The following is a 24,847-nucleotide window of genomic DNA, read 5'->3' as shown; positions in this document are numbered from 1 at the left end:
ACAGAACCACGGACTCCGCTCAGCGACCCGCCTCACGCAGCAGCTCCACGCGCTCGCGAAGGTACGCCTCCAGAGGCATGAACCCGCCCGCCGCGCTCCACCGCACGGACGGCACGCCGTCGATCGACGCCAGGGGACCAGACGCACCGCCGGCATCCACGGCATCCACGTCGATCACGGTCCAGCCGACGTGCGCGACGTCGCCCTCGCCGAATCCGCCGCGCAGGGCCAGCGCCCGCCGCTCCGCCCGATCGCGCGCCGACTCGGCGGTGAACCCCCGACGCCCGAGCTCCGCAGCCCGCAGCACCTCGGCCGTCGCGAGCGCGTGCGACTCGGTGAGCAGCAGCACGCCAAGGTGCCAGGCCTCGCCGACCCTCACGATGCGGTGCCCTCGCCAGCGCGACTCGCGCTCCTCGCCGAGCCCCTCCTTCGGCGCGCCGGAGAGGGCGCTTCGAGCGTCATCGAGCAGCTGTGCGGCAGTGTCCACGCCTCCAGGTTAGGAGCCGATTCGCCCGGTCGTCGCATCCACGGCAGAATCGTTGCACACCCTCGAGGAGCCCCCATGTCTCAGCCAGATACCGCCCGCCTGCTCATCGCCTGCGACGACCAGCCCGGCATCGTCGCCGCCGTCGCCGGCGTGCTCGCGGAGCACGGGGCCAACATCATCTCCCTCGACCAGCACTCCACGGACTCCGAAGGCGGACGATTCTTCCAGCGCACCGTCATCCACCTGCCCGGTCTCTCCGCCGCCAGGACCGCCCTCGAAGCGGACCTCGAGAAGGTCGCCGAACGGTTCGGCATGGAGTGGTCGCTGCACGACACCGCTCGCCGCAAGCGCGTCGCGATCTTCGTCTCGAAGTACGACCACTGCCTCATGGAGCTGCTGTGGCGCACGCAGCGCGGCCAGCTCGACATCGACATCACGATGGTCGTGTCGAACCACCCCGACCTCGCGGAGTCGGTCCGCTCTTTCGGCGTGCCGTTCGTGCACATCCCCTCGGGTGACAAGCAGCTCATGGAAGAGCGGCAGCTGGAGCTGCTGCGCGGCAACGTCGACCTCGTCGTCCTGGCCCGGTACATGCAGATCCTCACCGACGACTTCATCGAGCGCCTCGGCGCCCCGGTGATCAACATCCACCACTCGTTCCTGCCGGCGTTCATCGGCGCGAACCCCTATGCCAGGGCCAAGGACCGCGGCGTCAAGCTCATCGGCGCGACCGCGCACTATGCGACCGCCGACCTCGACGAGGGCCCGATCATCGAGCAGGACGTGACCCGGGTGACGCACTCCGAGTCGGCCTCCGAGCTGCAGAGCCGCGGCGCCGACGTCGAGCGCCTCGTCCTCGCCCGTGCTGTGCAGTGGCACGCCGAGGACCGCGTCATCGTGCACGGCCGCTCGACCGTCATCCTCTAGCCCGCCCGCCTCCGCGCGCGCGTCGTCAAGGCGCGAGGGGTCAGAAACCGCCGCCTTCGATGGCCCGCACCTGACCGTTCTCGGCCCCTCACCCCCTGCCAAATGTGAGAGGTCGGAAAACGTGCCCTCACGGCACCCACACCCGACCGTTCCTGACTCCTCGCTCGCACGCGCCTGACGCGCCCACGCCCCGCTCGCTCGCACGCGCCTCACGCGCCTCACGCGCCTCACGCGCCTCAGCGCGCCGGGACTCCCGCCACGAGTTCGGCGAACGCCTCGGATGCCGTGGCGTAGCGCGCGAGCGGGGCGGACTGCCCCATCCAGAGCGACTGGAGCTCCCCGAGGTTCTGCTCCCCCGCGGCGGCGCGGAACCGCCCGGTGAGCCAGTTCTGCATCGGGAACGGCGCGATCGTGCCGCTCGCCTCGATCGCCCTCACCGCCCTGTTGCGCGCCCCGCGAGCGAGGCGACCGCTCATCGCCCTGGTCAGCACGGTCTCGTCGGCCGCCGTCGCGCGGATCGCATCGCGATGGGCATCGGTCACCGCCGATTCCTCCGTCGCCAGGAACGCCGTGCCGACCTGCACCCCGGAGGCGCCCAGCGCGAAGGCGGCGGCGACGCCGCGACGGTCGGCGATGCCGCCTGCCGCGATCACGGGCACGTGGACGGCATCCACGACCTGCGGGAGCAGGGAGAAGAGTCCGACGAGCGATTCCTCGGCAGGCCGCAGAAACGACACTCGGTGCCCCGCGGCCTCCGCCCCGGTCGCGACGATCGCGTCCACCCCGGACCCGGCGAGCGCCACCGCCTCACCGACGGTGGTCGCCGTGCCCACCACGCGGATGCCACGGCGATGCGCGTCGTCGACCAGCTCGGCTGAAGGTACCCCGAAGACGACGCTGAGCACCGCGGGAGCGGCCGCGAGGATCGCATCCGTCTGCTCCTCCAGCGACGGCAGGTACTGCGCGGGGCGCGGAGGCACGTCGACGCCGACGGCCTCGTAGAAGGGCGCGAGGGCCTGTGCGAAGATCGCGTGCTGCGCGTTCGGCTCGACCTCGTCGCCCGTCGGCAGCCATATGTTCACGGCGAACGGCTGGGCCGTCGCGTTCCGTATCGCCGCGATCGTGGCACGGATCCTGTCGGCGTCGTAGCCGTACAGCCCGTACGATCCGAGTCCTCCCGCCTCGCTGACGGCGGCCGTGAGCGGTACGGACGACAGCCCGCCGAACGGGCCGAGGACGATCGGATGCGCGACGTCGAAGAGGCTCATGCTTCGACGTTACGCCCGCAGCGCACAGCCGTGGCGGAGTGTGACCGTTCCCCGCGCGCGGTGATACTCTCGGCTCGGAGAGGGGCGCGCATGAGCGAGTGGATCAGCCAGATGCTGGGCTTCGTCGCGACCGCCCTCGGCCTCGTGTCCATGCCCGATGCCGCAGCGCTCGGTCTCGCGATCGCCCTGGTCGCGCTGGCCGCCCTCACCATCGCCCTCGCCCTGACCGTCGGGCCCGCTCCGGATGCCGATGCCCCGCACCCGCTGCGCGCCATCGACATCGGCGCGCTGCTGAGTCAGAGCGATCCGGATGCCGCAGGCCACCCGCGCCCTCGTGCGCCGGGAGTCGCCGTCGCCGCGTAGTCCGTCTCTCGTACGGGACTGCGCGGTCTTCGCCGACCCTTCCCGCACACGAACGGACCCCTCTTGGACATCTTCGCCTTCCCTCCCCTGACCTGGCTGCTCGACGTGGCCTACGGCGGCCTCGCCGGACTCTCGACCATCCTCACCCCTCTCGCCGGAGCATCCGCGGCCGCCCTCGCGGTCGTGCTCGTCACCCTGCTGGTGCGCGCCCTGCTGATCCCTGTCGGGATCTCCCAGGCGAAGGCCGAGCAGACCAGAGCACGCCTCGCACCGCGGCTGCGCGCCCTGCAGCAGAAGCACAAGAAGAACCCGGAGCGGCTGCAGAAGGAGATGCTGGAGCTGTACCGCTCCGAGAACACCTCCCCCTTCGCGGGCATGCTCCCCGTGCTCGCTCAGGCGCCCGTCGTCGGCATCCTCTACACGCTGTTCCTGCGGCCGGAGATCGCCGGGCACCCCAACGCCCTGCTCGAGCACGACCTGTTCGGCGCACCGCTGGGCACGAGCCTGCTGCACATGCTCGCCACGGGGCCGTTCCAGCTCCCCACCCTGCTGGTGTATGGCGTGCTCATCGCCATCATGATCGTGATCGCCGACATCACCCGGAGGGTGTTCCGCCCCACGCCGGTCGACGACTCTCCGCTGTCCTCCCCCGGGATGCTGCGAATCATGAGTGCGATGCACTACCTCACCGCGGTGTTCGCGGTGTTCGTCCCGCTCGCGGCGGCGCTCTACCTGACGGTCACGGTGGCGTGGACCCTCGTGCAGCGCGTCGTGCTGCGCCGGCGGTACCCGCTTCCGGAGGCGGCTCCCGCGCGGGTCTGACTCAGTCGGGAAGAGGGATCGGCGCCGTGAACGGCCCGTCGGGGCGCCGATCCCTGCGCACGCCGAGGGTGGTGCCGACGCTGGCCGCGATCACGAGGCCCACCGCGAGCATCCGCAGCACGGTCGCGTCCTGTCCGAGCACCAGCCAGCCGGCGAGGGTCGCGAACGCGGGCTCGAGGCTGAGCAGGATGCCGAACACGCGCTGAGGCAGCCGCCGCAGCGCCGCCAGCTCGAACGTGTACGGGATCACCGACGAAAGCACGGCGGTGATCGCGGCGAGCACGAGCAGATCCGGCTCCCCCGCCACCACGAGGGACGTGGGGACTCCGACCGGGAGCAACAGCACGGCCGCGACGACGAGACCGATCGACAGTCCGCTGGTCCCGGGGATCAACGCGCCGACACGGGCGCTCATGCGGATGTACATGGCCCAGAAACCGGCGGCGATGAGGATGAACACGACCCCGAGCGGGTCGAGGGGCTCGGCGCCGACCATGCCGTCGACCCCGAGCAGCGCCATGCCGACGAGGGCGATGCCGACCCACACGGCGTCGGCGAGCCTCCGGGTGAGCACCGCCGCCAGCACGAGCGGTCCGAGGAACTCGATCGCGACGGCGGGCCCCAGGGGGATGCGGTCGATCGCGGCGTAGAAGAAGCCGTTCATCGCCGCCAGCGACACACCGAACAGGACGGCGGCGATCCACTGCTGTCGGCTCCAGCTGCGCGGGCGCGGACGCACGATGACGAGCAGCAGGAGCGCGGCGATCGCGACCCGGAGCGACGTGACGCCCCAGGGCCCGAGCTTCGGGAACAGCTGCGCCGCGACGGCCGCCCCGAACGGCAGTGAGGCGCAGGAGCCGACGACGAGGGCGACGCCGACGAGAGGGCGGGACGACGCTGGCTGCTGCACCCCTCCAGCCTAGGGGCGGGCCCCGGGGCCGCGCGCCCCGGGAACCGTTTCGACTCGCTCCGCTCGCTCAACGACCGGGTGAGGCGCGCCCCGCGGCCGCGCGCCCCGGGAACCCGTCCGGGCTCGCTCCGCTCGCTCGACGACCGGGTGCCGGCGTCAGCCCGGCACGAGTCCGATCCGCAGCGGGGCGCCGGGAGCGGATGCCGCGGCCAGCGCCTCGTCGAGCTCGCCCAGCGGACGGATCTCGCCCACCGCATCCGCGAACGGATAGGCACGGCCCCTCCCGGAGAGGAAGGCGACCGTCTCGGCGAGCTCCGCGCCCGTGTAGTTGTGCACCCCGGCGATCGTGACGAGCCTGCGGACGATGCTCTCGGCGTCGAGGGGAACAGGTTCTGCGGGGAACACGCTGCCCACGAGCACGACGACGCCGCCGACGGCGACCCCGTCGATCGCCTCGGCGACCGCATGCCCTGAGGCCTCGATCACGACCTCCGGGTCACGGTCGATGGTCGTCGCACCGAAGGCCGTGGCCAGCGCCTGACGCTGCGGGTTCGGGTCACGGACCTCGACGAGCGCTCCCTGCTCCGCGGCGATGGCCGCGGCGGAGAGTCCGACGAGTCCCGCGCCGTGGATCCGCACGGTCGCCCCCTCGAGGCTGCGACGAGCGCGGGCGACGGCGGCCCAGGCGGTGGCGGTCGCGCAGGCGGCCGGCGCCAGCACCGACGCCGGCAGCGTCTCCGGCACGCGCGCGATGGCCGTGCCCTCGCGGAGCTGCACGTGGCTGCCGAATGCGCCCGTGAGGTCTCCGTGCGCCCCGATCCGGTCGTGGCCGTACTTGCCCAGCGACCGGCACTTCTGCGTGAGGCCGGCGAGGCAGCGGTCGCACGTTCCGCACGACACCGTGACCGACCAGACGACCCGGTCGCCGATGCGCAGCGGTGTGCCGTCGACGGCGAGCGCCCCGGCATCCCCGAGCGCGATCACACGGCCGACGCTCTCGTGCCCGAGCACGAGAGGGGTAGGCGCCGAGCGGCGCCCCTGCACGGTGTGCACGTCGGACCCGCAGATCGTCGACATCTCGACCGCGATCAGCGCGTCGCGGTCGCCGAGGGCCACGCCCGGCACCGCGATCATCTCGTGCGGGTGGCCCTCGCCGATCCAGACCATGGCCGTGGCCGCCGGGCGAAGCGCGACGTCTCTGCGGTGGCCGGGCGGGCGAATCAGCAGCGTGCCCATGTCCGGCTCAGACGCGGGAGACGAGAGGGAGCAGCCCGCGCTCGGCGAGCACGCCGCGCAGACCCGTGACGTCGGCGAGAACCGCGTCGGCGCCCGCGGCGGAGAGCGCCCGTTGATCGTGCGCTCCGCTGAGCACGCCGGCGACGAAGCCCGCGCCCGCGCGGCGACCCGACTCGACGTCGCTCGTGGTGTCACCCGCGACGGCGACGGCCGACACCCGGGTGGCGCCCGTGCGCAGCAGCGCCGTGAGCACGAGGTCGGGTGCGGGGCGTCCGCGCCCGGCGTCCACAGGAGACAGCGCGAGGTCGACGAGGTCGCCCCAGCCCAGTCCGTTCAGCAGCACATCGCGCGTGACGGGAGCGAAGCCGGTGGTGAGCACGACCGCGAGACCGGCGTCCTTCAGGTCCTGGATCGCGTCGGCGGCGCCGGGGATCTCGGAGACCCCCTGCTCCGCGACGATCTCGGCGTAGGCCCCCTCGAACTCGGCGGTGGCGCGGGCTGCAGCGAGCGCGTCGCCGCCCGACAGGTGGGTGAAGACGTCGATCTTCGACTGCCCCATGGTGACGCGCACGTAGTCGAGGGCCTCGGCCCACGGCATCCGGTCGGCGACGCCCGTGCGCTCGGCTGCGCGCTGGAACGCCTGCTCGACGACGCCGTCGTCGAGCACCGTGGTGCCTGCCATGTCGAGGACGGCGAGTTCGAGAGGAGTGGTCATGATGTTCCTTCCATTGCGGGTGCCCACCCGAAGGCGGCGGTGAGATTCTCTTCAGCGAGCCCCAGACCCGTTGTCATTCCGATGCCGGTGGTCGCGGCGAGCACCAGCACCCCCTCCTCAGGACGTTCGACGAGGAACTCCTGCGGCCCCTTGGCGTAGACGCCCTGCCATCTCTCGATCACGCGGGGCTCCGGCATGTCGAACAGCGCCTGCGCCTCCGTCAAGAACGCGTCGAACGCGGACTCCGGCTGGAAGGGCGGAGGCGCTGCCGACGTGGCGTGCGAGTCGCCGATGATGAGCGTGCCGTCCGGCAGCTGCGTGTACATCTGGTTGAGGTCGATCGCCGCGAGATCAGGCCGCTCGGCGTGCAGGCGCTCGCGCAGTGCCGCGGCTTCGGCGGACCCGGCGAAGCGCCCGTAGCGCACGAGCGACCACCCGGTCAGCAGCGGGGCGGCGAGCGGATGCCGCAGCGTCACCGCCGCGCGCATCATGTCCAGCGCGCAGCGCTCGACGCCGATGCGCTCGGCGATCTCGGGCAGCAGCTGATCGAGATCGTGGTTCACCGCGACGACGATCTGCCCGGCCTCGATCGCGCCACGGGTGGTGTCCACCCGCCCTGTGGCGATCGACGTCACCGACGTGCGGAAGAGGAACGAGACGCCGAGCTCGGCGAGATGGCGGACGATCGCGGATGCCGCGGTGCGGGGATCCGTCTGCAGATCCGTTGCGATGTGCGCTCCGCCGAGAAGACCCACGGACCGCAGCGGTGCGAGGCGCAGCAGCTCGTCGGCATCCAGCATCCGGATGTCGTCTCCGTCTGCAGCCTCCAGCACGGCCAGCTCGTCGCGGTGCCGGGCGGCGACGAGCGTCCCCGACTCGCGCAGCCAGAACCCCGCGTCGCGCGACAGCATCAGCCACAGCTCTCGCGAGAGGTCGGCGTAGCGGCGGGCTTCGCCGGTCTGCGCGCCGATGCAGAGGTGCCCGAAGTTGCGGATCGTCGCTCCGACCGGTGCATCCGCCCGGTCCACGACGGTGACGCGCAGCCCGCGGCGCACGGCGGCGTACGCGGCTCCGAGTCCGACGATGCCGGAGCCCACGACGACCACGTCGGCGCGGCTCACCGGAACACCTTCCGCATCCACATCGCGAGCCCCTCGACGACGAGCACCGTGGCGAGGATCATCAGCACGATCGCGGTGACCGTCTCGTACCGGGAGCCCTGGCTGGCGTTGAGCAGGTAGTAGCCGACGCCTCCACCGCCGACGATGCCGAGGATCGTCGCCGCGCGGATGTTCGTGTCGAGCATGTAGAAGCTGTGTCCGATCAGCGCACGGGTGCCCTGCGGCACGGTCGCCGAGGTGTAGGTCTGCAGGCGGGTCGCCCCGACGGCGCGCAGCGCACGCTCCGGGCCACGGTCGACCTCTTCGAAGGAGTCCGCGATGAGCTTGCCGAGCAGCCCGATGCCGCCGATGGCGAGGGCGATCACTCCCGCCTGCGGTCCGAGACCGGTGATCACGACGAGCACGATCGCGAGGATCAGCTCGGGGATGCCGCGGATGCCGACGAGCAGAAAGCGCGCGACGCCTCGCGCACCCCTGCTCGGCGCCACATTGCTGGCGGCGAGCGAGCCGAGCACCAGGGACGGGAGCAGGGTGAGCACGGTGGCCGCGAGGGCGATCGCGACCGTGTCGCGCATGGCGACGATCATGACGGTGGCGTCGTAGTTGCCGAAGGACGGCGGCCAGAACTTCGCGGCGACCTCGGGGACGCGCCCCCAGAACGTGACGAAGTCGAGCCAGTTGATGTCGCTGACGACGACCCCGCCGATCACGACGAGCACGGCGACGGCTCCGGCGATCGTGTGCCGCACGCGCTGGCCGGTCCACGGTCGGCGCACGGCCGTCTGCGGGCTCGCGGCCCACGCCGCACGCACCTCCGGCGCCGCGGGGGTGCGGCCGCCCAGGCGGGGGTGTACGATGCGGTCGATCCACGAGCGCGTCTGCTGCTGCTGTCCGAGCATCGCGCCGCGCACCAGACTGGAGACGATCTCCATCACGATGCAGAGCACGAAGATGACCAGGGCGATGCCGAGGCCCTTGCCGTAGTTGAGGGCCTTGAACGCGTAGGACATCTCGAGGCCGAGTCCGGCGACGCCGACGTAGCCGAGCACCACGCTGCCGCGCAGGTTGATGTCGTTGCGGTGCAGCACGGTCGCGACCCAGCTGGGCAGCACCTGCGGCAGGACGCCGGAGGTGAACTCCTGCATCTTCGACCCGCCGGCGGCTCGGATCGCGAGACGGGGTCCCTCGTCGATCTGCTCGATCGCGTCGGCGAACATCTTCGAGATCATGCCGATCGAGTGGATGCCGATGGCGAGGATGCCGGGGAGCGTTCCGAGCGAGAACATGAGCACGAACGCCATCGCGAGCACGACGTCGGGGATCGCACGGGTGAGGACGCCGATGAAGCGCGCGGCGAGACGCCAGCCGTTGCCGGGGGTGGTGTTCGATGCGGCGAGGTACGCGATGGGCACGGAGAGGACGGCCGCGAGCAGGGTCCCCGTGAGCACGAGGCCCACGGTCAGCGCGATCAGCCAGATCAGGTCTCCGGCCTCGGGGAAGGAGAGACCGCGCACACGGGCGAAGAAGTTCTCCGCGTTGCCCCAGCTCTCCACCATCGCCGGGATCGAGATGCCCACCTCGTTGACCGCGAGGATGCCGAGCACGACCAGTGCGACGAGCGTGAGGGATGCCGCGATGCGCTCCGGAGAGATACGGGGCCGCGGGGCGCGTTCGGAGACGGAGCCACGAGGCCCCTGGGTCGCGGCCCCGGTCGGGGCGCCGGTGAGGGTGGTCACTGCGCAGCCACCTCGGCGACGGCATCCGCGAGCTCGACCTGCACGGCCTGGATCTCGGCGGTGGTCGTCGCGACCCGCCCGTAGATCTCCATGACCGCGGCCTTGCTCAGTCCGTCGGTCACGGTGTCGAGCACGATCTCGCCGTGCCGCAGGCCGACGATGCGGTCGGCCCAGGAGATCGCGAGGTCGACCTGGTGCAGGCTGCACACGACGGTGAGGCCGGCATCCGCCGCGATCTCGCGGATCAGCGCCATGACCTGGTCGCTGGACTCGGGGTCGAGGGACGCGACGGGCTCGTCCGCCAGCAGGATGTCGGGCTTCTGCATGAGGGCCCGGGCGATGGCCACGCGCTGCTGCTGTCCGCCCGAGAGGGTGTCGCTGCGCTGGTAGGCGCGGTCGAGGAGACCCACGCGGTCGAGGTGTTCGAGCGCCTGCAGCTTGGCGGCCCTCGAGTAGCCCCACAGGCCCAGCCGCGGGCCGCGCACCGTGGAGAGCGATCCGGTGAGCACGTTCTCGAGCACGGTCAACGACGGCACCAGCTCGAACTGCTGGAAGATGAACCCGACGCGGCTGCGCAGCCGACGCAGCGCGCCGCCCTTCAGCGCGGGGACCTGCTGGCCGAGCACCTCGACCGAGCCGGAGGTGGGGACCTCGAGCCCGTCGAGGTGGCGGAGCAGTGTGGACTTGCCGGAGCCGGAGAGCCCCAGCAGCACGACGATCTCGCCCCGGGAGACCTGGAGCGACGCGTCCTTCAGCGCCGTGGTCGACCCGAAGGTCTTCGTGACGCCGTCGAGGCGGATGAGGGCATCGGATGCCGCGTTCATGTCAGATCTCCTGTATGAGTCGGTCCCGGCCGTCGAACGGGTCGTGACCTCGCTCGACGGCCGGGTGCGTGGCTCAGGGCGTCAGCCCTGGCACTGCTCCGCTTCGGTCTTCTTGCAGATGTCGCGGATGAGGTCGTAGTACTTGTCGTCGACCGGCTTCGTGGCGTAGAACACGCTGCGGAACGAGTCCGTGTCGGCGCTCTTGATGCCCGCGGCGATGATGTCGTCGATCGTGACCTCGGCGAGGCCGTCGCTGAGCTTCTTCGTGACGTCGTCGGGGAGGGTCGAGGAGTAGACCAGCGGAGCACCGGGCACCATGGTCTCGTCGATGACCTTCACGGCGTCGGACTTCTCGACCTCGGAGTCCTCGGCGAAGCCCGCCTCGCACTCGACGCCCTCGCCGACCTTCTGCACGCTCACGTCGTGCTTGCCCGCGAAGACGGGGGTGATGTCGGTCTTCGGGTCGATGCCGGCCTGGAGCAGGTTGTACGACGGGAAGAGGTAGCCGGAGGTCGAGGACGGGTCGACGAAGCAGACCTTCTTGCCCTTGAAGTCCGCGATGCTCGAGATGCTGCTGCCCTTGGGGACGATCGCCTGCGAGTAGTAGCCGGGCTCCTGACCCTCTTCGGTGACGATGGAGGAGATGGGGGTGAGCTTGGCGCCGTTGGCGGTGGCCGTGACGTAGGTGAAGCCCGAGAACGAGGCGACGTCGATCTTGCCCGCGACCGCGGCCTCGATGAGAGCGGCGTAGTCGGTGGACTCGTGGTACTCGACCGTCTTGCCGGTGATCTTCGCGATGTAGTCCATCAGCGGCTGGTAGTTGGTCTCGGTGTCGACCGAGTCGGGGACGACGCCGAAGACGAGGGTGTTCTCGTCGACCGCGTAGCTGGAGGTCGCGGCTGCCTCGTCGGTGCCGCCGTTGCTGGTGGCATCGGCCGAACCGGAACAGGCAGCGAGGCCGAGGGCGAGGACCGCGGCGCCGGCGAGGGCGGGGAGAGCACGGAGCTTCATGAGGACCTTTCGGGTGTGTGGGGGTTGATCCACGGATGACTCTCTCAGGTCTCGAGTCGAGAAAGGTACCTAACTTGCAAGAGTTCAGAGGTCGTTTACCGAGGGTTCTCCCGGATGAACACCGGAGAAACCTCTCACTCCTCAACGACCTGACCAAGTAGTATGCCTATGTGGCAGAAGCTGTGTACACCCAGATCGCCGACGAGCTGCGCGCGCAGATCGCCTCCGGCATCCTGCGTCCGGGCGATGACGTTCCCACCGAGGCCGAACTGGCCGAGCGCTGGAGCACATCGCGCGGCCCGATCCGCAATGCCCTGGCCGCCCTGCGGGGCGAGGGGCTGATCGAGACCAGCCGAGGTCGCCCCGCGCGCGTCGTCGCGCGGAAGGCAAGTCAGGCCGTCGACATGTCCGTGCCGTTCACCCGCTGGGCGCGCAACCTCGGCGTGACCCCCGGCGCGCAGACGCAGGAGCTGAGCCTGCGGCGCGCGGGCTCCAAGGCCGAGCTCCTCGGGGTCGCTCCGGACGACACCATCGTCAGCGTCGTACGGCTGCGGTCGCTGGACGGACGCCCGACCATGCTCGAGCGGCTCTTCTACACGGAGGTCGCCGGGCGGAGGCTCTTCGAGGTCGACCTCGACAGCGTGTCGATCACCGAGTACCTCGCATCCGTCGGACATCCGATCGTCGGACTGCAGCACGTGATCGACGCGGTAGCAGCGGACGAGCAGGATGCCGCGCTGCTGCGTGTTCCGCAGGGGACGCCGATCCTGCGCCTGAGTCGCATCTCGAGGGACGCAGAGGGGCGCATCTTCGAGGCGTCGGAGGACCGCTACCTCAGCGAGGTCGTGCGCTTCACGGTCGCCGCATCCGGGATCTCGACGGACGGGCACTACATGCGCGCGGTGGGCGGATAGCCGCCTGATCGGGACGTGTCCCGTACACAGAACGCGATCGCGAGCGCAGTGGTTTCAGAAGCCTTAGAAGATCGCGCTCGCGATCGCAGCGCTGGGGACGCTTATTCTGGGGAGATTCCAGGATAGGTCGCGTGAGGGTGCCCTTGAAAGGGACGTTCGTTCAGACTTGCCTAGACTTTCGTCTAGGTCTTGATTGAGGCGCTGATCAGGCCATTGGCAGTCTAGCGGCAACCTGCCATGCGCCGTCGACCTCACCCGCCGTGAACTCGCCGCTCGCTCCGAGCACGCGCTCGGCCATGCGGTTGAGACCGGTGCCACTGGAGGGGAGATCCCTCCGCGGAGTCGTCGGCATCGGACTGCTGATCGTCAGCGCGGCCGAGTCGTCGTCGATGTCAAGGCTGATCGCGACCTCCCCCGGGCCGGCGTGCTTGAGGATGTTGGTCGCCGACTCTCGGACGATGCGCGCGAAGGCGATCTCCGCGACACGGGGGATGCGCTCATCCCGGGGGTCGCCGGTCGCGACGACGGGGTGGCCTGCGGCCTCGATCTCCGCCTTCGCTTCGTCGACCGCCGAATCGAGGTCGCCCGTCTGCATTCCGGCAGAGCGGGGTCCGTCGTCGGCGAGTTCGATCACGAAGCGCAGATCGGCCATGGCCTTGCGTGCGGCGACCCGGATGGCCTCCTGGGATTCGGAGGTCATCGTCGGGTCGTCGAGCATCTGCACGTGCAGGGCGACCACGGTGAGGTGGTGCGCGATGCTGTCGTGGAGTTCTCCTGCGATCCAGCGCCTCTCGGCGAGGACCGCTTCGTGCTCCTTCTCGACCTGCACGACGAGCTCGCGCTCGAGTCGGCTTCCTCTCTCGGCGCCGAGCCGCAGCGCATAGCCGATGGCGCCCGACACGGCGGCCAGGATCATCTGGACGCCGACGTTCACGGGCACCCTCGTATCCCCGAACGCGATGAGCGCCGAGGACAGGAGGAAGACTCCGATGTAGGAGAAGATCAGGGACCCTCTGCCCAGTCGCATCACCATTCCGGCCGCGACTGCGGCGGCGGTGAGGACCTGGGTCTCGGTTCCGCTGAAGAAGGAGAGGCCGAAGATGACGGCCATTGCCACGGTCGCCCAGACGGGCGACCACAGATAGAGAGCGAATACTGCGGTGGAGGCGATGCTGATCGCCGCCGCACCGAGTTCCACACCCGGCGGGAGGAAGAGACCGATGATGTCGATCGAGACGACGATGCCGATGGCCGCGAGGACGACGATCCTCTCGACGGCACCCAGTCTCTCGCCGCGCCCGATGCGAAGCACACCCGGTGATTCGCGGAGCGACTGGTCAAAGGCCATGGTTCACTGTCTCCCTTTAGCCAGGTATTCTTAGCGATATACGCCGAACATCTTGCCAACCTGCTGCCAGAAAGTCATAGTAGTTCACCTCCGTAGGTAGTTCTTTCGTCTAGGTACCTATTGATCTTCTCGGCTCCGCTCGCGGCGCACATCTGCCTTGAGTCCAGACCTCACTAGACAAAGGTCTAGATCTGCCCCTGACCTCCCGGCCAGCGCCGATAGGCTTCCCTCATGCCGGACATCCGCGTGCTCATCGTCGACGACGACCCTCTCGTGCGCTCCGCACTCTCCCATTTCGTCGCGAGGGATCCGGCGATCGACGTCATCGGGCAGGCCGAGAACGGGCTCGAGGCGATCGCGTTCATCGAGAAGGACCAGCCGGATGTCGTGATGATGGACGTCCAGATGCCCGAGATGAACGGCATCGAGGCCACCGCGGCGATCGCCGATCGGTGGCCGGGGGTTCGGGTGCTCGCCGTCACCACCCTCGACGGCAGCGACACCGTGCTGCCGATGCTGAGCGCCGGCGCCTCCGGCTACCTCCTCAAGGATTCGAGCGCGGAGAGCATCGTCACCGGCGTGCGTGAAGTGCACAGCGGCGCGAGCTCGCTGTCGCCGCGCATCGCGTCCCTCCTCGTCAAGCACGTGCGCAGCACGGAACCGCTCCCCGGCGACACGGAGCTCGAAGAGCTCACCGAGCGCGAGGCCGAGGTGCTCGAACGCCTCGCCCAGGGCATGTCGAACTCCGAGATCGCGCAGTCGCTGATCGTGTCCGAGGGCACGGTCAAGGCTCACCTCGGCCGCATCATGGCGAAGTGGCAGGTGCGCGATCGCGTGCAGATCCTCGTCACCGCAGCGCACGCGGGGCTCGTCGACTTCCGCTGAGCCCTCGAGCGGCTCCCCCCTTCCGGTCGCGAACCTGGTCGAGACTCGCCGGCTTTCGCGACCAGGTTCGCGACCGGAGTCGCGGAATGCAGGACGGACCTACAGCGCGAGCAGCACGATGCCCGCGACCACGACGACCGATGCGCCGAGCCTCCAGCCAGGGCGGTCCTCCTTCAGCACGAGCACCCCGAACAGGCTCACGAGCACCACGCTCACCTCGCGCAGCGGAGCCACCAGCGCGACGGGAGCGATCTGGATCGCCGTCAGGACGAGGATGTACGACAGCGGAGACAGGATGCTGAACGCCACGATCCGCCTCCACTGCGTGCGCCACAGGGCTGCGACGGCATCCCACCGCCTGCGCACCCCGAGCGTGTAGAACGGGATCTCCAGCACCATCGTGCCGACCATGAACGCGACCGGCGACAGCGACCAGGTGCGCACGGCGTTCGCGTCCCAGATCGTGTACGCCGCGATCGCGACGCCGGTGAGCAGCCCGAACACGAGCCCGAGGTCGAAGACCCGATCCCCGCCACGGTCGACCAGCCCGATCGCGACGACCCCGACGATCACCGCCGCGACGCCGATCAGCGCGACGACAGACGGGCGCTCCCCGAGCAGCAGCACCGCGACGATCACCGACAGGAACGGCCCTGTGCCCCTCGCTGTGGCGTAGACGGTCGAGAGGTTGCCCTCCTGGTACCCGCGCTGCAGCACGGCCATGTAGACGACGTGCAGGGCCGCGGAGACGCCCACGCCGAGCAGGAACCCGCCGAGGTCGTCGGTGCCGAGCCCGCCCGTGAACGGGATGGCTCCGATCCAGAAGGCTGTTCCGCCGACGGCTCCCCACCACAGGAACGGCACCCCGGCACGACTCACCCCGTGTGCGATCACGTTCCAGGCGGCATGGGACACGGCCGCGGCGAAGACGAGGACGAAGGCGAGAGAGGACATGACAGACCCTTCCATCCGCCGCGGGCGCGACGAACAGGGTCCTCCGGGCTTTTGTCCTGTCAGATGACGGCTCTCCTGCGGAGAAGAGCCGTGGCGCCGCTCGGACCAGACGGGACGGACCCCGGAACCCTAGGCGCTATCGCGGTACACCCTAGCCCATCGACGTGAACGCGAAGGCGCCCGGTGCGACCTTCCGCACCGGGCGCCTCTCATCCGACGCGAGGGTCAGACCTCGATCTCGTCGCGACGGAGCCGTGCGATCAGGAGCACGAACGCGCCGATCGCGAGCAGGGCGAGCGCCCAGCCCACGCCGTTGATGACGCCACCGGTCGTGGCGAGCACGTTCAGGTCGACGGATGCCGTCGCCGCCGCCGTGACCGTGACGGCGCCAGCCGTGCCGGTCGCCGTCGCGACGTTGACGACCTTGCCCGCCGCGACGTCGGCCGCCGTGAGGACGTAGACGACCGGACCGCAGTCGGCCTTCGCCCCGGGCGCGAGGTCGGGGATCTCGCAGGCGATCGTACCGCCCAGCATCGGATCGCTGATCGCCACGGCCGTCAGCGTCCTCGCACCGGTGTTCGTCACGGTGAAGCGGAACCTCACCGTGTCGCCCGCGCTGATCTTGCCGTTGCCGTCAGCATCCGCGTACTCCCCGCCGGTCTTCGCGAGGGCGATGGCCGGCTGCGCCTCGATGGGCGTGACCACCGTGTCCTCCGCCGTCGGCGGGATCTCGCTCGTACCTGTGCCGGTGGTGGTGGCGGTGTTCACGATCTGGCCTGCGTCGACCTCGGCCTGCGTGATCACGGCGGGCTCGCCGTGGCAGAGCGTCGCCTCGCCGGGGGCCAGCTCCGTCGTGTCGCAGACGATGTCGCCGCTCAGACGCGGGTCGGAGACCGAGATGCCGGTGAGCGTCGTCGTTCCCGTGTTCGTGACGGTGAACGTGTACGCGATGGTGTCGCCGGCATCCGTGCGTCCGTTGCCGTTCGCGTCGACGATCGCCGCGGCCGACTTGAGCAGCGAGAGGGCGTCGGTCCCTGCCACGCGCACATCGGCCTCGTCCGTGGCGTCGGCCGTGCCGCTCCAGGACTGCCCCTCGACGGTCGCGGTGTTGTGGACCGTTCCGGCGTCGACGTCGGCTTGAGTCAGCACGTAGTCGACAGGGCCGCAGACGACCTCTTGTCCCGGCTCCAGCTGAAGGCCGTCGAGTGCCGGGCACTCGATCTCTCCGCCGAGCAGCGGATCATTGAGAACGATCTCGCGGAGCTGCGTCGTTCCGGTGTTCCTCACCGTGAAGGAGTAGGGCACGGTGTCACCGGCTCCGACCATGCCGTCCGCGCCCGGATCGACGGCACCGGGCGTCTTCGTCAGAGCGATCGCAGTGGTGCCGGAGAACAGGACCTCGGCGGAGCCGGTGTCGCTGACCTCGCCGATCGGGCTGTCGCCGGTAGCCGTGGCGAAGTTCGGGCGGCGCTCAGCTTCGATGTCCGTCTGCGTCAGCGCGTAGGTGAACGGTCCGCAGGCTGCGCTGGCCCCTGGCAGGAGATCGCCGACGGTGCACAGCGCTCCCGCGCCGAGAAGCGGGTCCGACACGGTGACACCCACCAGGGTGGTGTTGCCCGTGTTGCGCACCGTGAAGGAGTAGTCGATCGTGTCGCCGGCGCCGATGAACCCGTCGCCGTTCGCATCGGTGACCTGACCCGCCGTCTTCGTGAGGTCGATGCCGGCGGTCTGATCGATGTTGGCGGATGCGGACGCCGTGTCCTCGACGAAGGCGTTGTCGGGCGCCTGGGCGATGGTGGATGCGGTGTTCCTCACCACGCCGTTGTCGATGTCCTCCTGCGTGAGGGTGTAGTCGACAGGAGCGCAGGTGACCGAGTCGCCCGGTTCCAGGAGCACCCCGTCCAGCGCGACACAGGCGACGGGGCCACCGAGCATCGGGTCGTCGATCTGCCCGTTGTGCAGTGTGGTCGTCCCGGTGTTCGTGAGCGTGAACGTGTACTGGATCGTGTCCCCGGCATTGACCTGGTTGTCGCTGTTGATGTCGACGACCGTGCTGGGCGTCTTGGTGAGGCTGACGCTGTTCACGCTCGGGACGATCACGTTCGCCTCGGCGTCGTCGGTCGCGGTTCCCTGTGCGGACTGGCCGGTGACGGTGGCCTCGTTGTGCACGGTGCCGTTGTCGAGGTCGGCCTGCGTGAGCGTGTAGGTCACCGGCGCGCAGACGGCCTCCGCTCCCGGAGCGAGCGGGGTCGCGAGCGCGGCACAGGTCACGGCCCCACCCAGCAGCGGGTCGGTGATCTGCGTGCTCGTGAACGTCACGTTGCCCGTGTTGCGCACCGTGAAGCTGTAGGCCACCGTGTCACCGGCGTCGATCCGGCCGTTGCCGTTCGCGTCGACGGGGGCGGCCGCCTGCTTCACGAGCTCGATCCGCGGAGTGCCGGCGATCGGCACGATGCTCGTCGAGGTGTTGTCCGACGGGTCGGGGTCGGGCGTGGTCGAGGTGACGGTGGCCGTGTTCGACAGCTGCGTGTCGGCCGTTGCCGGGTCGACCGTTCCCGTCACGGTGGCCGTGAACGTGGCGCCGACCGCGAGCGTGCCGACGGCGCAGCTCAGCTGGCCCGCGGTGATCGAGCATCCGGCGGTAGGGGTGGTCGGCGTCAGCAGTGCCGCGGGCAGCGGGTCGGAGATCGCGACGGCGGATGCCGGGCTCGGACCGTTGTTCGTCACGACGATCGTGTAGGTGATCGGCGCGTTGAGATTCGCGGGGTTGGCGGACGCCGTCTTCACGACCGAGAGATCGGCGGAAGGCGTGCCGACGACCGTCGCCGTGTCGGTGTTGTTCGACGGGTCGGGGTCGGGCGTCTGCGAGGTGCCGGTGGCGGTGTTGGTCATCGAGCCGGTCGCGACGACCTGCGCCGTGACGGTGAGGGTCGCCGACTCGCCGGGCAGAAGTGTGCCGACGGTCCAGCGGGAGTCGGCCGCCGACCAGGTGCCGACCGACGGGGTGGCGCCGGTGGTCGCGAGACCCACCGGAACCGCGTCGTCGACGACGACGCCCGCAGCGGTGGACGGTCCGTCGTTGCGCACGGTGATGACGAAGCTCGCCTCGCCCTGGAGCGGGACGCTCGGCGTGCTCGTCGTCTTCTCGACGACCACGTCGGCGCTCGGGGTGAGCGGCTTGTCGACCGTGGACGTGTTGTCCGACGGATCGGGGTCGGGCGTCGGCGAGGTCACCGTCGCCGTGTTGGTCAGCGTTCCGGTCGCGCTCTCGGCGATCGTCCCGTCGAGGCGGACGGTCACGATCTGACCGACGGTGAGGTCGCCGAGCGGGCACGTGAGGGTGCTGCCGGTGAGCGTGCACCCGGCAGGGGTCGCTCCGAGGGTGAAGCCGGCCGGGAGCGTGTCGGTGAGCACCACGCCGCGGGCGACGGACGGACCGCCGTTGGTCACGGTCAGGGTGTAGCCGAAGGCGCCTCCGGGCACGGCCTGAGCGTCGGCGGTCTTGACGACGCTGATGTCGGCGCTCTGCACGACCTCGACATCGGCCGAGTCGGAGTTGTTCGACGGGTTCGAGTCTTCGGCGGGCGAGGCCACGGATGCCGTGTTCGTCAGGGTTCCCGTGGGGGCGTCGGCCGCGACGAGCGCCTGCAGGGTGACCGTGCTGGAGGCGCCGTTGGGCAGATCCGCCCAGGTGCACTGGATGCGCGACGGCGACGGCGTCGCGCAGCTGCCGGAGGTCGTGGCGACGCTGGAGACGGTGAGACCAGCGGGCAGCGTGTCATCGAGCACCGCGTTCACGGCATCCGAGGCGCCGTTGTTCGTGACGACGAGCGTGTACGTGACCGTGCCGCCTGCGGAGACCTGCGCCGCGGATGCCGTCTTGGTGACGGCGAGATCGGCGATGATCGTCGGGTCGAAGCTCGTCGAGTCGACGTTGTTCGACGGGTCGGGGTCGGGTGTGCTGCTCGTGACGCTCGCCGAGTTCTGCACGGCGGCGACGGCATCGGGGTCGAGGTGCGCGACCACGGTCACCGTCACGGTGGCGTTCGGTGCAAGGGTGCCGAGGAGGCACCCGATCACGTCGCCGCTCAGCGAGCAGGTGCCCTGCTGCGGAGTCGCGCTGACGAAGGCGGTCGCGGGGTCGAGCGGATCGGTGATCCTGACGTCGCGCGCCTCGGAGGGGCCGGCGTTGTGAACCGTGAGCGTGTACGTGACGTCGTCGCCGGCGACCGGAGCGGTCGGCAGGAAGGTCTTGACGATCGAGAGGTCGGCCTCGGCGTTCAGCGTGCCCGACGCGGTGGCGGTGTTGTTCGACTGGTTCGGGTCGAACCGCGAGCCGGCGACGGATGCCGTGTTGGTCAGCGCCGCACCCGGGTTCAGCGTCGGGGACACGGTTCCGGTCAGCGTGATCGTCGCGCTGGCGCCGACGGCGAGGTCGGGGAGGGAGCAGGTGACCGTTCCGCCGACCGTGCAGGATCCGCCGCTCGGAGTGGCCTGGACGTTCGTGAGCCCTGCGGGGATCGCGTCCGTGACCGTCACCCCGGTTCCGGTCTGCGGTCCGTTGTTCGTCACGGTGATCGTGAAGGTCGCGGGGCGCCCAGCCACCAGCGCGGCCGTGTCGAGTGTCTTCGTGATGGCGAGATCGGCCGCCGGGTTCACCGGGGTCTGGGTCTCGTTGGTGATCGACGTGCGGTCGATGTTGGTGACCGGCTCGCGGAAGGCGACGCTGGCCTCGTTGACGATGGTGGTGGTCGCGGCATCCGCTCGCACCTTCGCGTCGAAGGTGTACGACGTCACCGCGCCGACGCCGATGGACCCGCCGGCCGATGCCGTCCCGTTCTCACCGAGGCGCACCCTGACGGTGCGCGAACCGGGGACGTACTCGCCGCGGTCGTCGCCTGTCGCGTCGGTCAGCGCTCCGGTTCCTGGCCCGCTCACGAGCTTCAGGGAACCGGGGACGTAGTCGACGCCCGCGGGGACGATGTCGGTGGAGACCGACTGGAGCGCCGGGTTGCCGCCGCCGTTGGTGGTGGTCACGGTGTAGCGGAGCGTGTCCCCGATGTTGGCGGTCGTGCCGCCGCCCGTGAGGTTCTGCACCGACTTGGTGGAGACGAGACAGGGGCCGGTGCCGAAGGAGATGTCGTCGAGGAGGTTGCCGACCGAGTTGTTGCCGGTCGACGTGCTGACGGCCTGGAAGCCGAAGCGGGTGAGGGTCTGACCCGCGGGAACCGTGTACGAGCCGGTGTGCGTGGCCCACGCCGCGGTGCCATCGGAGAGCGAGCCGCTGACGTTGGTGAGTGTGCCGCCGGGGACGCCGATCATCACGCGCATCGTGTCGACGCCGACGCGCCCGCGGTGCTTGAGCGACCAGTACAGGGTCTGCCCGGGGGTGGTCGCCACATCCTGGTAAAGCATGCTGGCCTGGTTCGCGTTGAGCTCGGCGAACTGCGTACCCTGAGCGGCCTGCCAGCCGTTCGGGTTGCCGGGGTAGCGCCAGATCTCGATCTGGTTGTCCGTGGCTGTCGTCAGCCACCCGGGAATGTTGTTCTCGTTGGTGATCGTGACGCCCGACGTCATCACCGGCTGCTCGAAGCTGCCGTTGGTGAGCGACAGCGATCCGGCGCACTGCGTCGGATTCTGCGCTGCGGATGCCGTCGTCGGCGCGACCGTCTCGGTGACCACCGTGAGTCCGGCGGCCAGCAGCAGGGCCGACGTGACGGCGGCGACGGCGCGGCGGACACGCGAATGAGCGATTGAAGACACTGAAGTCCCCCTGTTTCTCCCCGGAGGCTCCCCGCGCATCGCTCGAACGATGCACCTCTCCGGTGTCGAGACTAGCCGAGAGGTCGTCTCGGCTTAAGCCCTCCCCCGTGCTCCGTTGCCTGATCGAGACCCGATTACGATCGGAGGTGCACGCACGCAGGAAGGCCACTCATGCCCGTCGCTTCATCCGCCCTCGCCCACGCCGACGACCTCGCGGACTTCGTCTCCGCCTCACCGTCGAGCTACCACGCAGCCGAGGAGGTGGCACGCCGGCTCGAATCGGCCGGGTTCTCCCGGCTGCGCGAGGAGGACCCCTGGCCCGCTCAGCAGGGCGGCCGGTTCGTCGTGGTCCGCGACGGTGCGGCCATCGCCTGGACCGTCCCGTCGGATGCCGTCGCCACCACGCCCTCGCATGTCCTCGGCGCCCACACCGACTCCCCCGGCTTCAAGCTCAAGCCGCAGCCCACGACCGGATCCGCGGGGTGGTTGCAGGCCGCCGTCGAGGTGTACGGCGGCCCGCTGCTGAACTCCTGGCTCGACAGGGAGCTGCGCCTCGCCGGCCGTCTCGCCCTCGCCGACGGCAGCGTCGTGCTCGCCGACACCGGAGCGCTGCTGCGTCTGCCGCAGCTGGCGGTGCACCTCGACCGTGAGGCCAACAGCGGCCTCGCGCTCGACAAGCAGTTCCAGACCCAGCCCGTGTGGGGCCTCGGCGACCCGACGCAGGCCGACATCCTCGCCGAGCTCGCGGCGTCCGCCGGTGTCGCGGCATCCGACATCCGCGGGTACGACGTCGTGATCGCCGACACCGCGCGCGGCGCCGTGTTCGGCAAGGACAGCGCGTTCTTCGCATCCGGCCGCCTCGACGACCTCGCCTCCGTGCACGCGGGGGTCGTGGCGCTCGCGACGCATGACGCGGAGTCGGGCCCCATCGCCGTCCTCGCCGCGTTCGACCACGAGGAGCTCGGCTCCGGGTCGCGCTCCGGCGCCGCCGGCCCCTTCCTGGAGGACGTGCTCGAGCGGGTGTATGCCGGTCTCGGCGCCGACGCCTCCGAACGTCGCCGCGCCTACGCCTCGTCGTGGTGCCTGTCGAGCGACGTGGGGCACTCGGTGCACCCCAACTACGCCGCCAAGCACGACCCCGTCGTGCACCCGGTGCTGGGGTCCGGCCCCATCCTCAAGCTCAACGCGAACCAGCGCTACGCGACGGATGCCGTGGGCTCCGCCGCCTGGCGCTCGTGGTGCGAGAGCGCCGGGGTGCGCCCGCAGGAGTTCGTGTCGAACAACAACGTGCCGTGCGGCTCGACGATCGGCCCGATCACGGCGACCCGCCTCGGCATCCGCACCGTCGACGTCGGCATCCCGATCCTGTCGATGCACTCGGCCCGCGAACTCGCCGGGGTCTCCGATCTGCACGACCTGAGCCTGGTGGCCGGAGCCTTCTTCCGCGGCTGACGCTGCGCCGGAGACGGCACGCGGCGGAAGGTCGGCGCGCGCATCCGCCCCACGCGGGGTGCGACGGTGCCAGGATGTCGTCATGACGCAGAACACGGGCGCGCTGATCGAGCGTGCGGGCATCGAGATCATCCCGGAGTCGGATCGCACCGCGAAGCCGCGGGACCTCTTCTGGCCCTGGTTCGCCGCGAACGTGTCGGTGTTCGGGATGTCGTACGGATCCTTCATCCTGGGCTTCGGCGTCTCGCTGTGGCAGGCGACGGTCGTGTCGATCGTCGGGATCGTGGTGTCGTTCCTGCTGTGCGGACTCATCGCGATCGCCGGCAAGCGCGGCTCGGCGCCGACCATGGTGCTCTCGCGCGCCGCCTTCGGTGTGCAGGGGCAGAAGCTCCCCGGCATCGTGTCGTGGCTGACGTCGATCGGCTGGGAGACGTCGCTCGCCATCACCGCAGTGCTCGCGACCGGAACGATCCTGCGCACGCTCGGCTGGGTGAGCGGCGAGGACGACACCGCGGTGAGCATCATCGCGACGGTCGCCGTGGCCGCCCTGATCGTCGGGGCCTCCGTGCTCGGTTACCACACCATCATGCGGCTGCAGTCGGTGCTGACCTGGCTGACCGGCGCCATGACGGTGCTGTTCCTGATCTTCACCTTCGGGCACATCCAGTGGGATACCGCGTTCTCCCGCCCCGACGGCACGTTCGCACAGACGATCGGCGCGCTCGTGATGGTCATGACCGGGTTCGGACTCGGCTGGATCAACATCGCCGCCGACTGGTCGCGCTACCAGAAGCGCACGGCATCCGATGGGCAAATCGTCGCCTGGAACACGATCGGCGGCTCGGTGGCCCCGATCATCCTGGTGTTCTTCGGGCTCCTGCTCGCCGGAGCCGACGACGACCTCGCGGCCGCCGTCGGCTCCGACCCGATCGGCGCCCTCGCGACCCTCCTGCCGACGTGGCTGCTGTTCCCCTTCCTGATCGTCGCGATCCTCACGCTCGTGTCCGGCGCCGTGCTCGGCATCTACTCGTCCGGCCTCACGCTGCTGAGCCTCGGCATCCGCATCCCCCGCCCCGCTGCGGCGGCGGTCGACGGCGTGATCCTCACCGCCAGCACGATCTACGTCGTGTTCTTCGCCAAGAGCTTCATCGGCCCGTTCCAGTCCTTCCTCATCACTCTCGGCGTGCCGATGGCGTCGTGGGCCGGAATCCTGATCGCCGACATCCTGCGCCGCCGCAAGGACTACGACGACGCTGCGCTCTTCGACAGCCGCGGACGCTACGGAGCCTTCGACTGGCTCTCCATCGGCACGATGCTCGTCGCGACCGTGATCGGCTGGGGGTTCGTCATGAACCAGATCCCCGACACCGGATGGAACGACTGGCAGGGCTACTTCCTCGACCTGTTCGGCTGGCGCGATGACTGGGGCTACGCGAACCTCGGCGTGCTGTTCGCGCTGGTGCTGTCGTTCCTCGTGACCTGGTTCGGGCGGGCCGCGAAGATCCGCCAGCAGGAAGATTCCGGTCGTTGAGCGAGCGCAGCGAGCCGACACGCGCCTGGCTGGTCGTGATCGACCCGCAGGCGATCTTCGCGGCGCCCGACTCGGCGTGGGGCTCGCCGTTCTTCGCCGACGCCATGCCGCGCATCCGCGCCCTGGCGGAGTCCTTCGGCGAGCGCGTGCTCGTCACGAGGTGGATGCCGACGGCCGATCGCTCCACGTCGTGGGGCGAGTACTTCGCGGCCTGGCCGTTCGCCGATCAGCCGCCGACCGATCCGCTGTTCGACCTGGTGCCGGATGCCGCGGACCTGTCCCCGCATCCGACCCTCGACCTGCCGACCTTCGGGAAGTGGGGTCCGGAGATCGAGGCGATCGTCGGCCGAGGAGCGCACGTCGTCCTCGCCGGGGTCTCGACCGACTGCTGCGTGCTGTCGACCGCGCTGGCGGCTGCGGATGCCGGGGCGCGCGTGACGGTCGCCGCCGACGCGTGCGCGGGTTCCACGGCCGAGAACCACGCCGCCGCACTCCACGTGATGGGGCTGTACCCGCCGCAGATCACGATCAGCGATGCGGCATCGGTGCTCGCCGGGGACTGAGCGCATCCGTAGGAACC

20 protein-coding genes are annotated in these 24,847 nt (G+C 70.1%); 8 read left to right on the top strand and 12 right to left on the bottom strand.

What is annotated here, in order from left to right; translation table 11 throughout:
* Nucleotides 1-19 precede the first annotated feature (19 nt).
* Nucleotides 20-487: a glutaminase gene (locus LC438_RS03935; RefSeq protein ID WP_105672839.1), complete on the bottom strand. Its 468-nt coding sequence runs from the start codon at nt 485-487 to the stop codon at nt 20-22.
* A 75-nt stretch (nt 488-562) separates the two neighbouring features.
* Between LC438_RS03935 and purU the strand changes: the two genes are divergently transcribed.
* A complete protein-coding gene (gene purU / locus LC438_RS03930; RefSeq protein ID WP_105672840.1) occupies nt 563-1,414 on the top strand; it encodes a formyltetrahydrofolate deformylase in 852 nt (283 codons plus the stop codon).
* Between the two features lie 236 nt (nt 1,415-1,650).
* Here purU and LC438_RS03925 read toward each other — a convergent pair whose 3' ends face one another.
* The gene (locus LC438_RS03925; protein ID WP_105672841.1) at nt 1,651-2,682 is read right to left on the bottom strand and encodes a nitronate monooxygenase family protein; all 1,032 of its coding nucleotides are present in this window, start codon (nt 2,680-2,682) and stop codon (nt 1,651-1,653) included.
* Nucleotides 2,683-2,772: 90 nt separating this feature from the next.
* On the opposite strand from LC438_RS03925, the gene LC438_RS03920 reads away from it, so the two are divergent.
* Together LC438_RS03920 and LC438_RS03915 are read left to right on the top strand one after the other, a co-directional pair.
* Entirely contained in the window at nt 2,773-3,045 is a 273-nt protein-coding gene (locus LC438_RS03920; RefSeq protein ID WP_105672842.1) for a DUF6412 domain-containing protein, read from the top strand.
* Between the two features lie 63 nt (nt 3,046-3,108).
* A complete protein-coding gene (locus LC438_RS03915; protein ID WP_105672843.1) occupies nt 3,109-3,867 on the top strand; it encodes a membrane protein insertase YidC in 759 nt (252 codons plus the stop codon).
* Nucleotide 3,868: 1 nt separating this feature from the next.
* Here the strand turns inward: LC438_RS03915 and LC438_RS18730 are convergent, their stop codons facing one another.
* The 7 genes from LC438_RS18730 to LC438_RS03880 all read right to left on the bottom strand — a co-directional run bounded on the left by LC438_RS18730 (nt 3,869) and on the right by LC438_RS03880 (nt 11,420).
* Nucleotides 3,869-4,777, bottom strand: coding sequence for a DMT family transporter (locus tag LC438_RS18730; RefSeq protein WP_105672844.1), 909 nt, complete (start codon nt 4,775-4,777; stop codon nt 3,869-3,871).
* Between the two features lie 156 nt (nt 4,778-4,933).
* On the bottom strand, nt 4,934-6,013 hold the full coding sequence (locus tag LC438_RS03905; protein WP_223585906.1) for an alcohol dehydrogenase catalytic domain-containing protein: 1,080 nt from the start codon (nt 6,011-6,013) through the stop codon (nt 4,934-4,936).
* A gap of 7 nt (nt 6,014-6,020) precedes the next feature.
* Nucleotides 6,021-6,728, bottom strand: a complete 708-nt coding sequence (locus LC438_RS03900) for an HAD family hydrolase (protein WP_223585905.1) — start codon at nt 6,726-6,728, stop codon at nt 6,021-6,023.
* Complete coding sequence (locus LC438_RS03895) at nt 6,725-7,849, bottom strand: TIGR03364 family FAD-dependent oxidoreductase (protein ID WP_105672847.1); 1,125 nt, start codon at nt 7,847-7,849, stop codon at nt 6,725-6,727. Before LC438_RS03895 ends, LC438_RS03900 begins: the two co-directional genes overlap by 4 nt.
* Nucleotides 7,846-9,585, bottom strand: a complete 1,740-nt coding sequence (locus tag LC438_RS03890; RefSeq protein ID WP_223585904.1) for an ABC transporter permease — start codon at nt 9,583-9,585, stop codon at nt 7,846-7,848. Before LC438_RS03890 ends, LC438_RS03895 begins: the two co-directional genes overlap by 4 nt.
* Nucleotides 9,582-10,409, bottom strand: a complete 828-nt coding sequence (gene phnC / locus LC438_RS03885; RefSeq protein WP_105672848.1) for a phosphonate ABC transporter ATP-binding protein — start codon at nt 10,407-10,409, stop codon at nt 9,582-9,584. The genes LC438_RS03890 and phnC overlap by 4 nt, the downstream gene beginning before the upstream one ends.
* Before the next feature lie 81 nt (nt 10,410-10,490).
* On the bottom strand, nt 10,491-11,420 hold the full coding sequence (locus LC438_RS03880) for a phosphate/phosphite/phosphonate ABC transporter substrate-binding protein (RefSeq protein ID WP_105672849.1): 930 nt from the start codon (nt 11,418-11,420) through the stop codon (nt 10,491-10,493).
* A 170-nt stretch (nt 11,421-11,590) separates the two neighbouring features.
* Between LC438_RS03880 and LC438_RS03875 the strand changes: the two genes are divergently transcribed.
* Entirely contained in the window at nt 11,591-12,334 is a 744-nt protein-coding gene (locus LC438_RS03875; protein ID WP_223585903.1) for a GntR family transcriptional regulator, read from the top strand.
* Nucleotides 12,335-12,539: 205 nt separating this feature from the next.
* Here LC438_RS03875 and LC438_RS03870 read toward each other — a convergent pair whose 3' ends face one another.
* Nucleotides 12,540-13,682, bottom strand: a complete 1,143-nt coding sequence (locus LC438_RS03870) for a sensor histidine kinase (RefSeq protein ID WP_105672851.1) — start codon at nt 13,680-13,682, stop codon at nt 12,540-12,542.
* A 231-nt stretch (nt 13,683-13,913) separates the two neighbouring features.
* On the opposite strand from LC438_RS03870, the gene LC438_RS03865 reads away from it, so the two are divergent.
* The gene (locus LC438_RS03865) at nt 13,914-14,567 is read left to right on the top strand and encodes a response regulator transcription factor (RefSeq protein WP_105672852.1); all 654 of its coding nucleotides are present in this window, start codon (nt 13,914-13,916) and stop codon (nt 14,565-14,567) included.
* Between the two features lie 99 nt (nt 14,568-14,666).
* Here LC438_RS03865 and LC438_RS03860 read toward each other — a convergent pair whose 3' ends face one another.
* Together LC438_RS03860 and LC438_RS03855 are read right to left on the bottom strand one after the other, a co-directional pair.
* The gene (locus tag LC438_RS03860) at nt 14,667-15,521 is read right to left on the bottom strand and encodes an EamA family transporter (protein WP_105672853.1); all 855 of its coding nucleotides are present in this window, start codon (nt 15,519-15,521) and stop codon (nt 14,667-14,669) included.
* Between the two features lie 225 nt (nt 15,522-15,746).
* Complete coding sequence (locus tag LC438_RS03855; protein ID WP_223585902.1) at nt 15,747-21,284, bottom strand: DUF11 domain-containing protein; 5,538 nt, start codon at nt 21,282-21,284, stop codon at nt 15,747-15,749.
* A gap of 171 nt (nt 21,285-21,455) precedes the next feature.
* On the opposite strand from LC438_RS03855, the gene LC438_RS03850 reads away from it, so the two are divergent.
* From LC438_RS03850 to LC438_RS03840, 3 genes are all read left to right on the top strand, one after another.
* Complete coding sequence (locus tag LC438_RS03850; RefSeq protein WP_223585901.1) at nt 21,456-22,736, top strand: M18 family aminopeptidase; 1,281 nt, start codon at nt 21,456-21,458, stop codon at nt 22,734-22,736.
* Between the two features lie 82 nt (nt 22,737-22,818).
* Complete coding sequence (locus tag LC438_RS03845; protein ID WP_223585900.1) at nt 22,819-24,267, top strand: cytosine permease; 1,449 nt, start codon at nt 22,819-22,821, stop codon at nt 24,265-24,267.
* A complete protein-coding gene (locus LC438_RS03840) occupies nt 24,264-24,830 on the top strand; it encodes a cysteine hydrolase family protein (RefSeq protein WP_223585899.1) in 567 nt (188 codons plus the stop codon). Before LC438_RS03845 ends, LC438_RS03840 begins: the two co-directional genes overlap by 4 nt.
* The last annotated feature ends 17 nt before the right edge of the window (nt 24,831-24,847 follow it).

It is taken from the genome of Microbacterium sp. OVT16B (genome assembly GCF_019969705.1).
GTDB classification, from domain to species: domain Bacteria; phylum Actinomycetota; class Actinomycetes; order Actinomycetales; family Microbacteriaceae; genus Microbacterium; species Microbacterium natoriense.
Note: the sequence above shows the minus strand (reverse complement) of the source record. Positions and strands in the feature narration are given on the sequence as shown.

What these genes read in the sequence shown, in the direction of transcription:
- purU (WP_105672840.1), top strand. Translation starts at nt 563, where the DNA reads ATGTCTCAGCCAGATACCGCCCGCCTGCTCATCGCCTGCGACGACCAG.
- LC438_RS03925 (WP_105672841.1), bottom strand. Translation starts at nt 2,682, where the DNA reads ATGAGCCTCTTCGACGTCGCGCATCCGATCGTCCTCGGCCCGTTCGGC.
- LC438_RS03920 (WP_105672842.1), top strand. Translation starts at nt 2,773, where the DNA reads ATGAGCGAGTGGATCAGCCAGATGCTGGGCTTCGTCGCGACCGCCCTC.
- LC438_RS03905 (WP_223585906.1), bottom strand. Translation starts at nt 6,013, where the DNA reads ATGGGCACGCTGCTGATTCGCCCGCCCGGCCACCGCAGAGACGTCGCG.
- LC438_RS03900 (WP_223585905.1), bottom strand. Translation starts at nt 6,728, where the DNA reads ATGACCACTCCTCTCGAACTCGCCGTCCTCGACATGGCAGGCACCACG.
- phnC (WP_105672848.1), bottom strand. Translation starts at nt 10,409, where the DNA reads ATGAACGCGGCATCCGATGCCCTCATCCGCCTCGACGGCGTCACGAAG.
- LC438_RS03880 (WP_105672849.1), bottom strand. Translation starts at nt 11,420, where the DNA reads ATGAAGCTCCGTGCTCTCCCCGCCCTCGCCGGCGCCGCGGTCCTCGCC.
- LC438_RS03870 (WP_105672851.1), bottom strand. Translation starts at nt 13,682, where the DNA reads ATGGCCTTTGACCAGTCGCTCCGCGAATCACCGGGTGTGCTTCGCATC.
- LC438_RS03865 (WP_105672852.1), top strand. Translation starts at nt 13,914, where the DNA reads ATGCCGGACATCCGCGTGCTCATCGTCGACGACGACCCTCTCGTGCGC.
- LC438_RS03860 (WP_105672853.1), bottom strand. Translation starts at nt 15,521, where the DNA reads ATGTCCTCTCTCGCCTTCGTCCTCGTCTTCGCCGCGGCCGTGTCCCAT.
- LC438_RS03850 (WP_223585901.1), top strand. Translation starts at nt 21,456, where the DNA reads ATGCCCGTCGCTTCATCCGCCCTCGCCCACGCCGACGACCTCGCGGAC.
- LC438_RS03845 (WP_223585900.1), top strand. Translation starts at nt 22,819, where the DNA reads ATGACGCAGAACACGGGCGCGCTGATCGAGCGTGCGGGCATCGAGATC.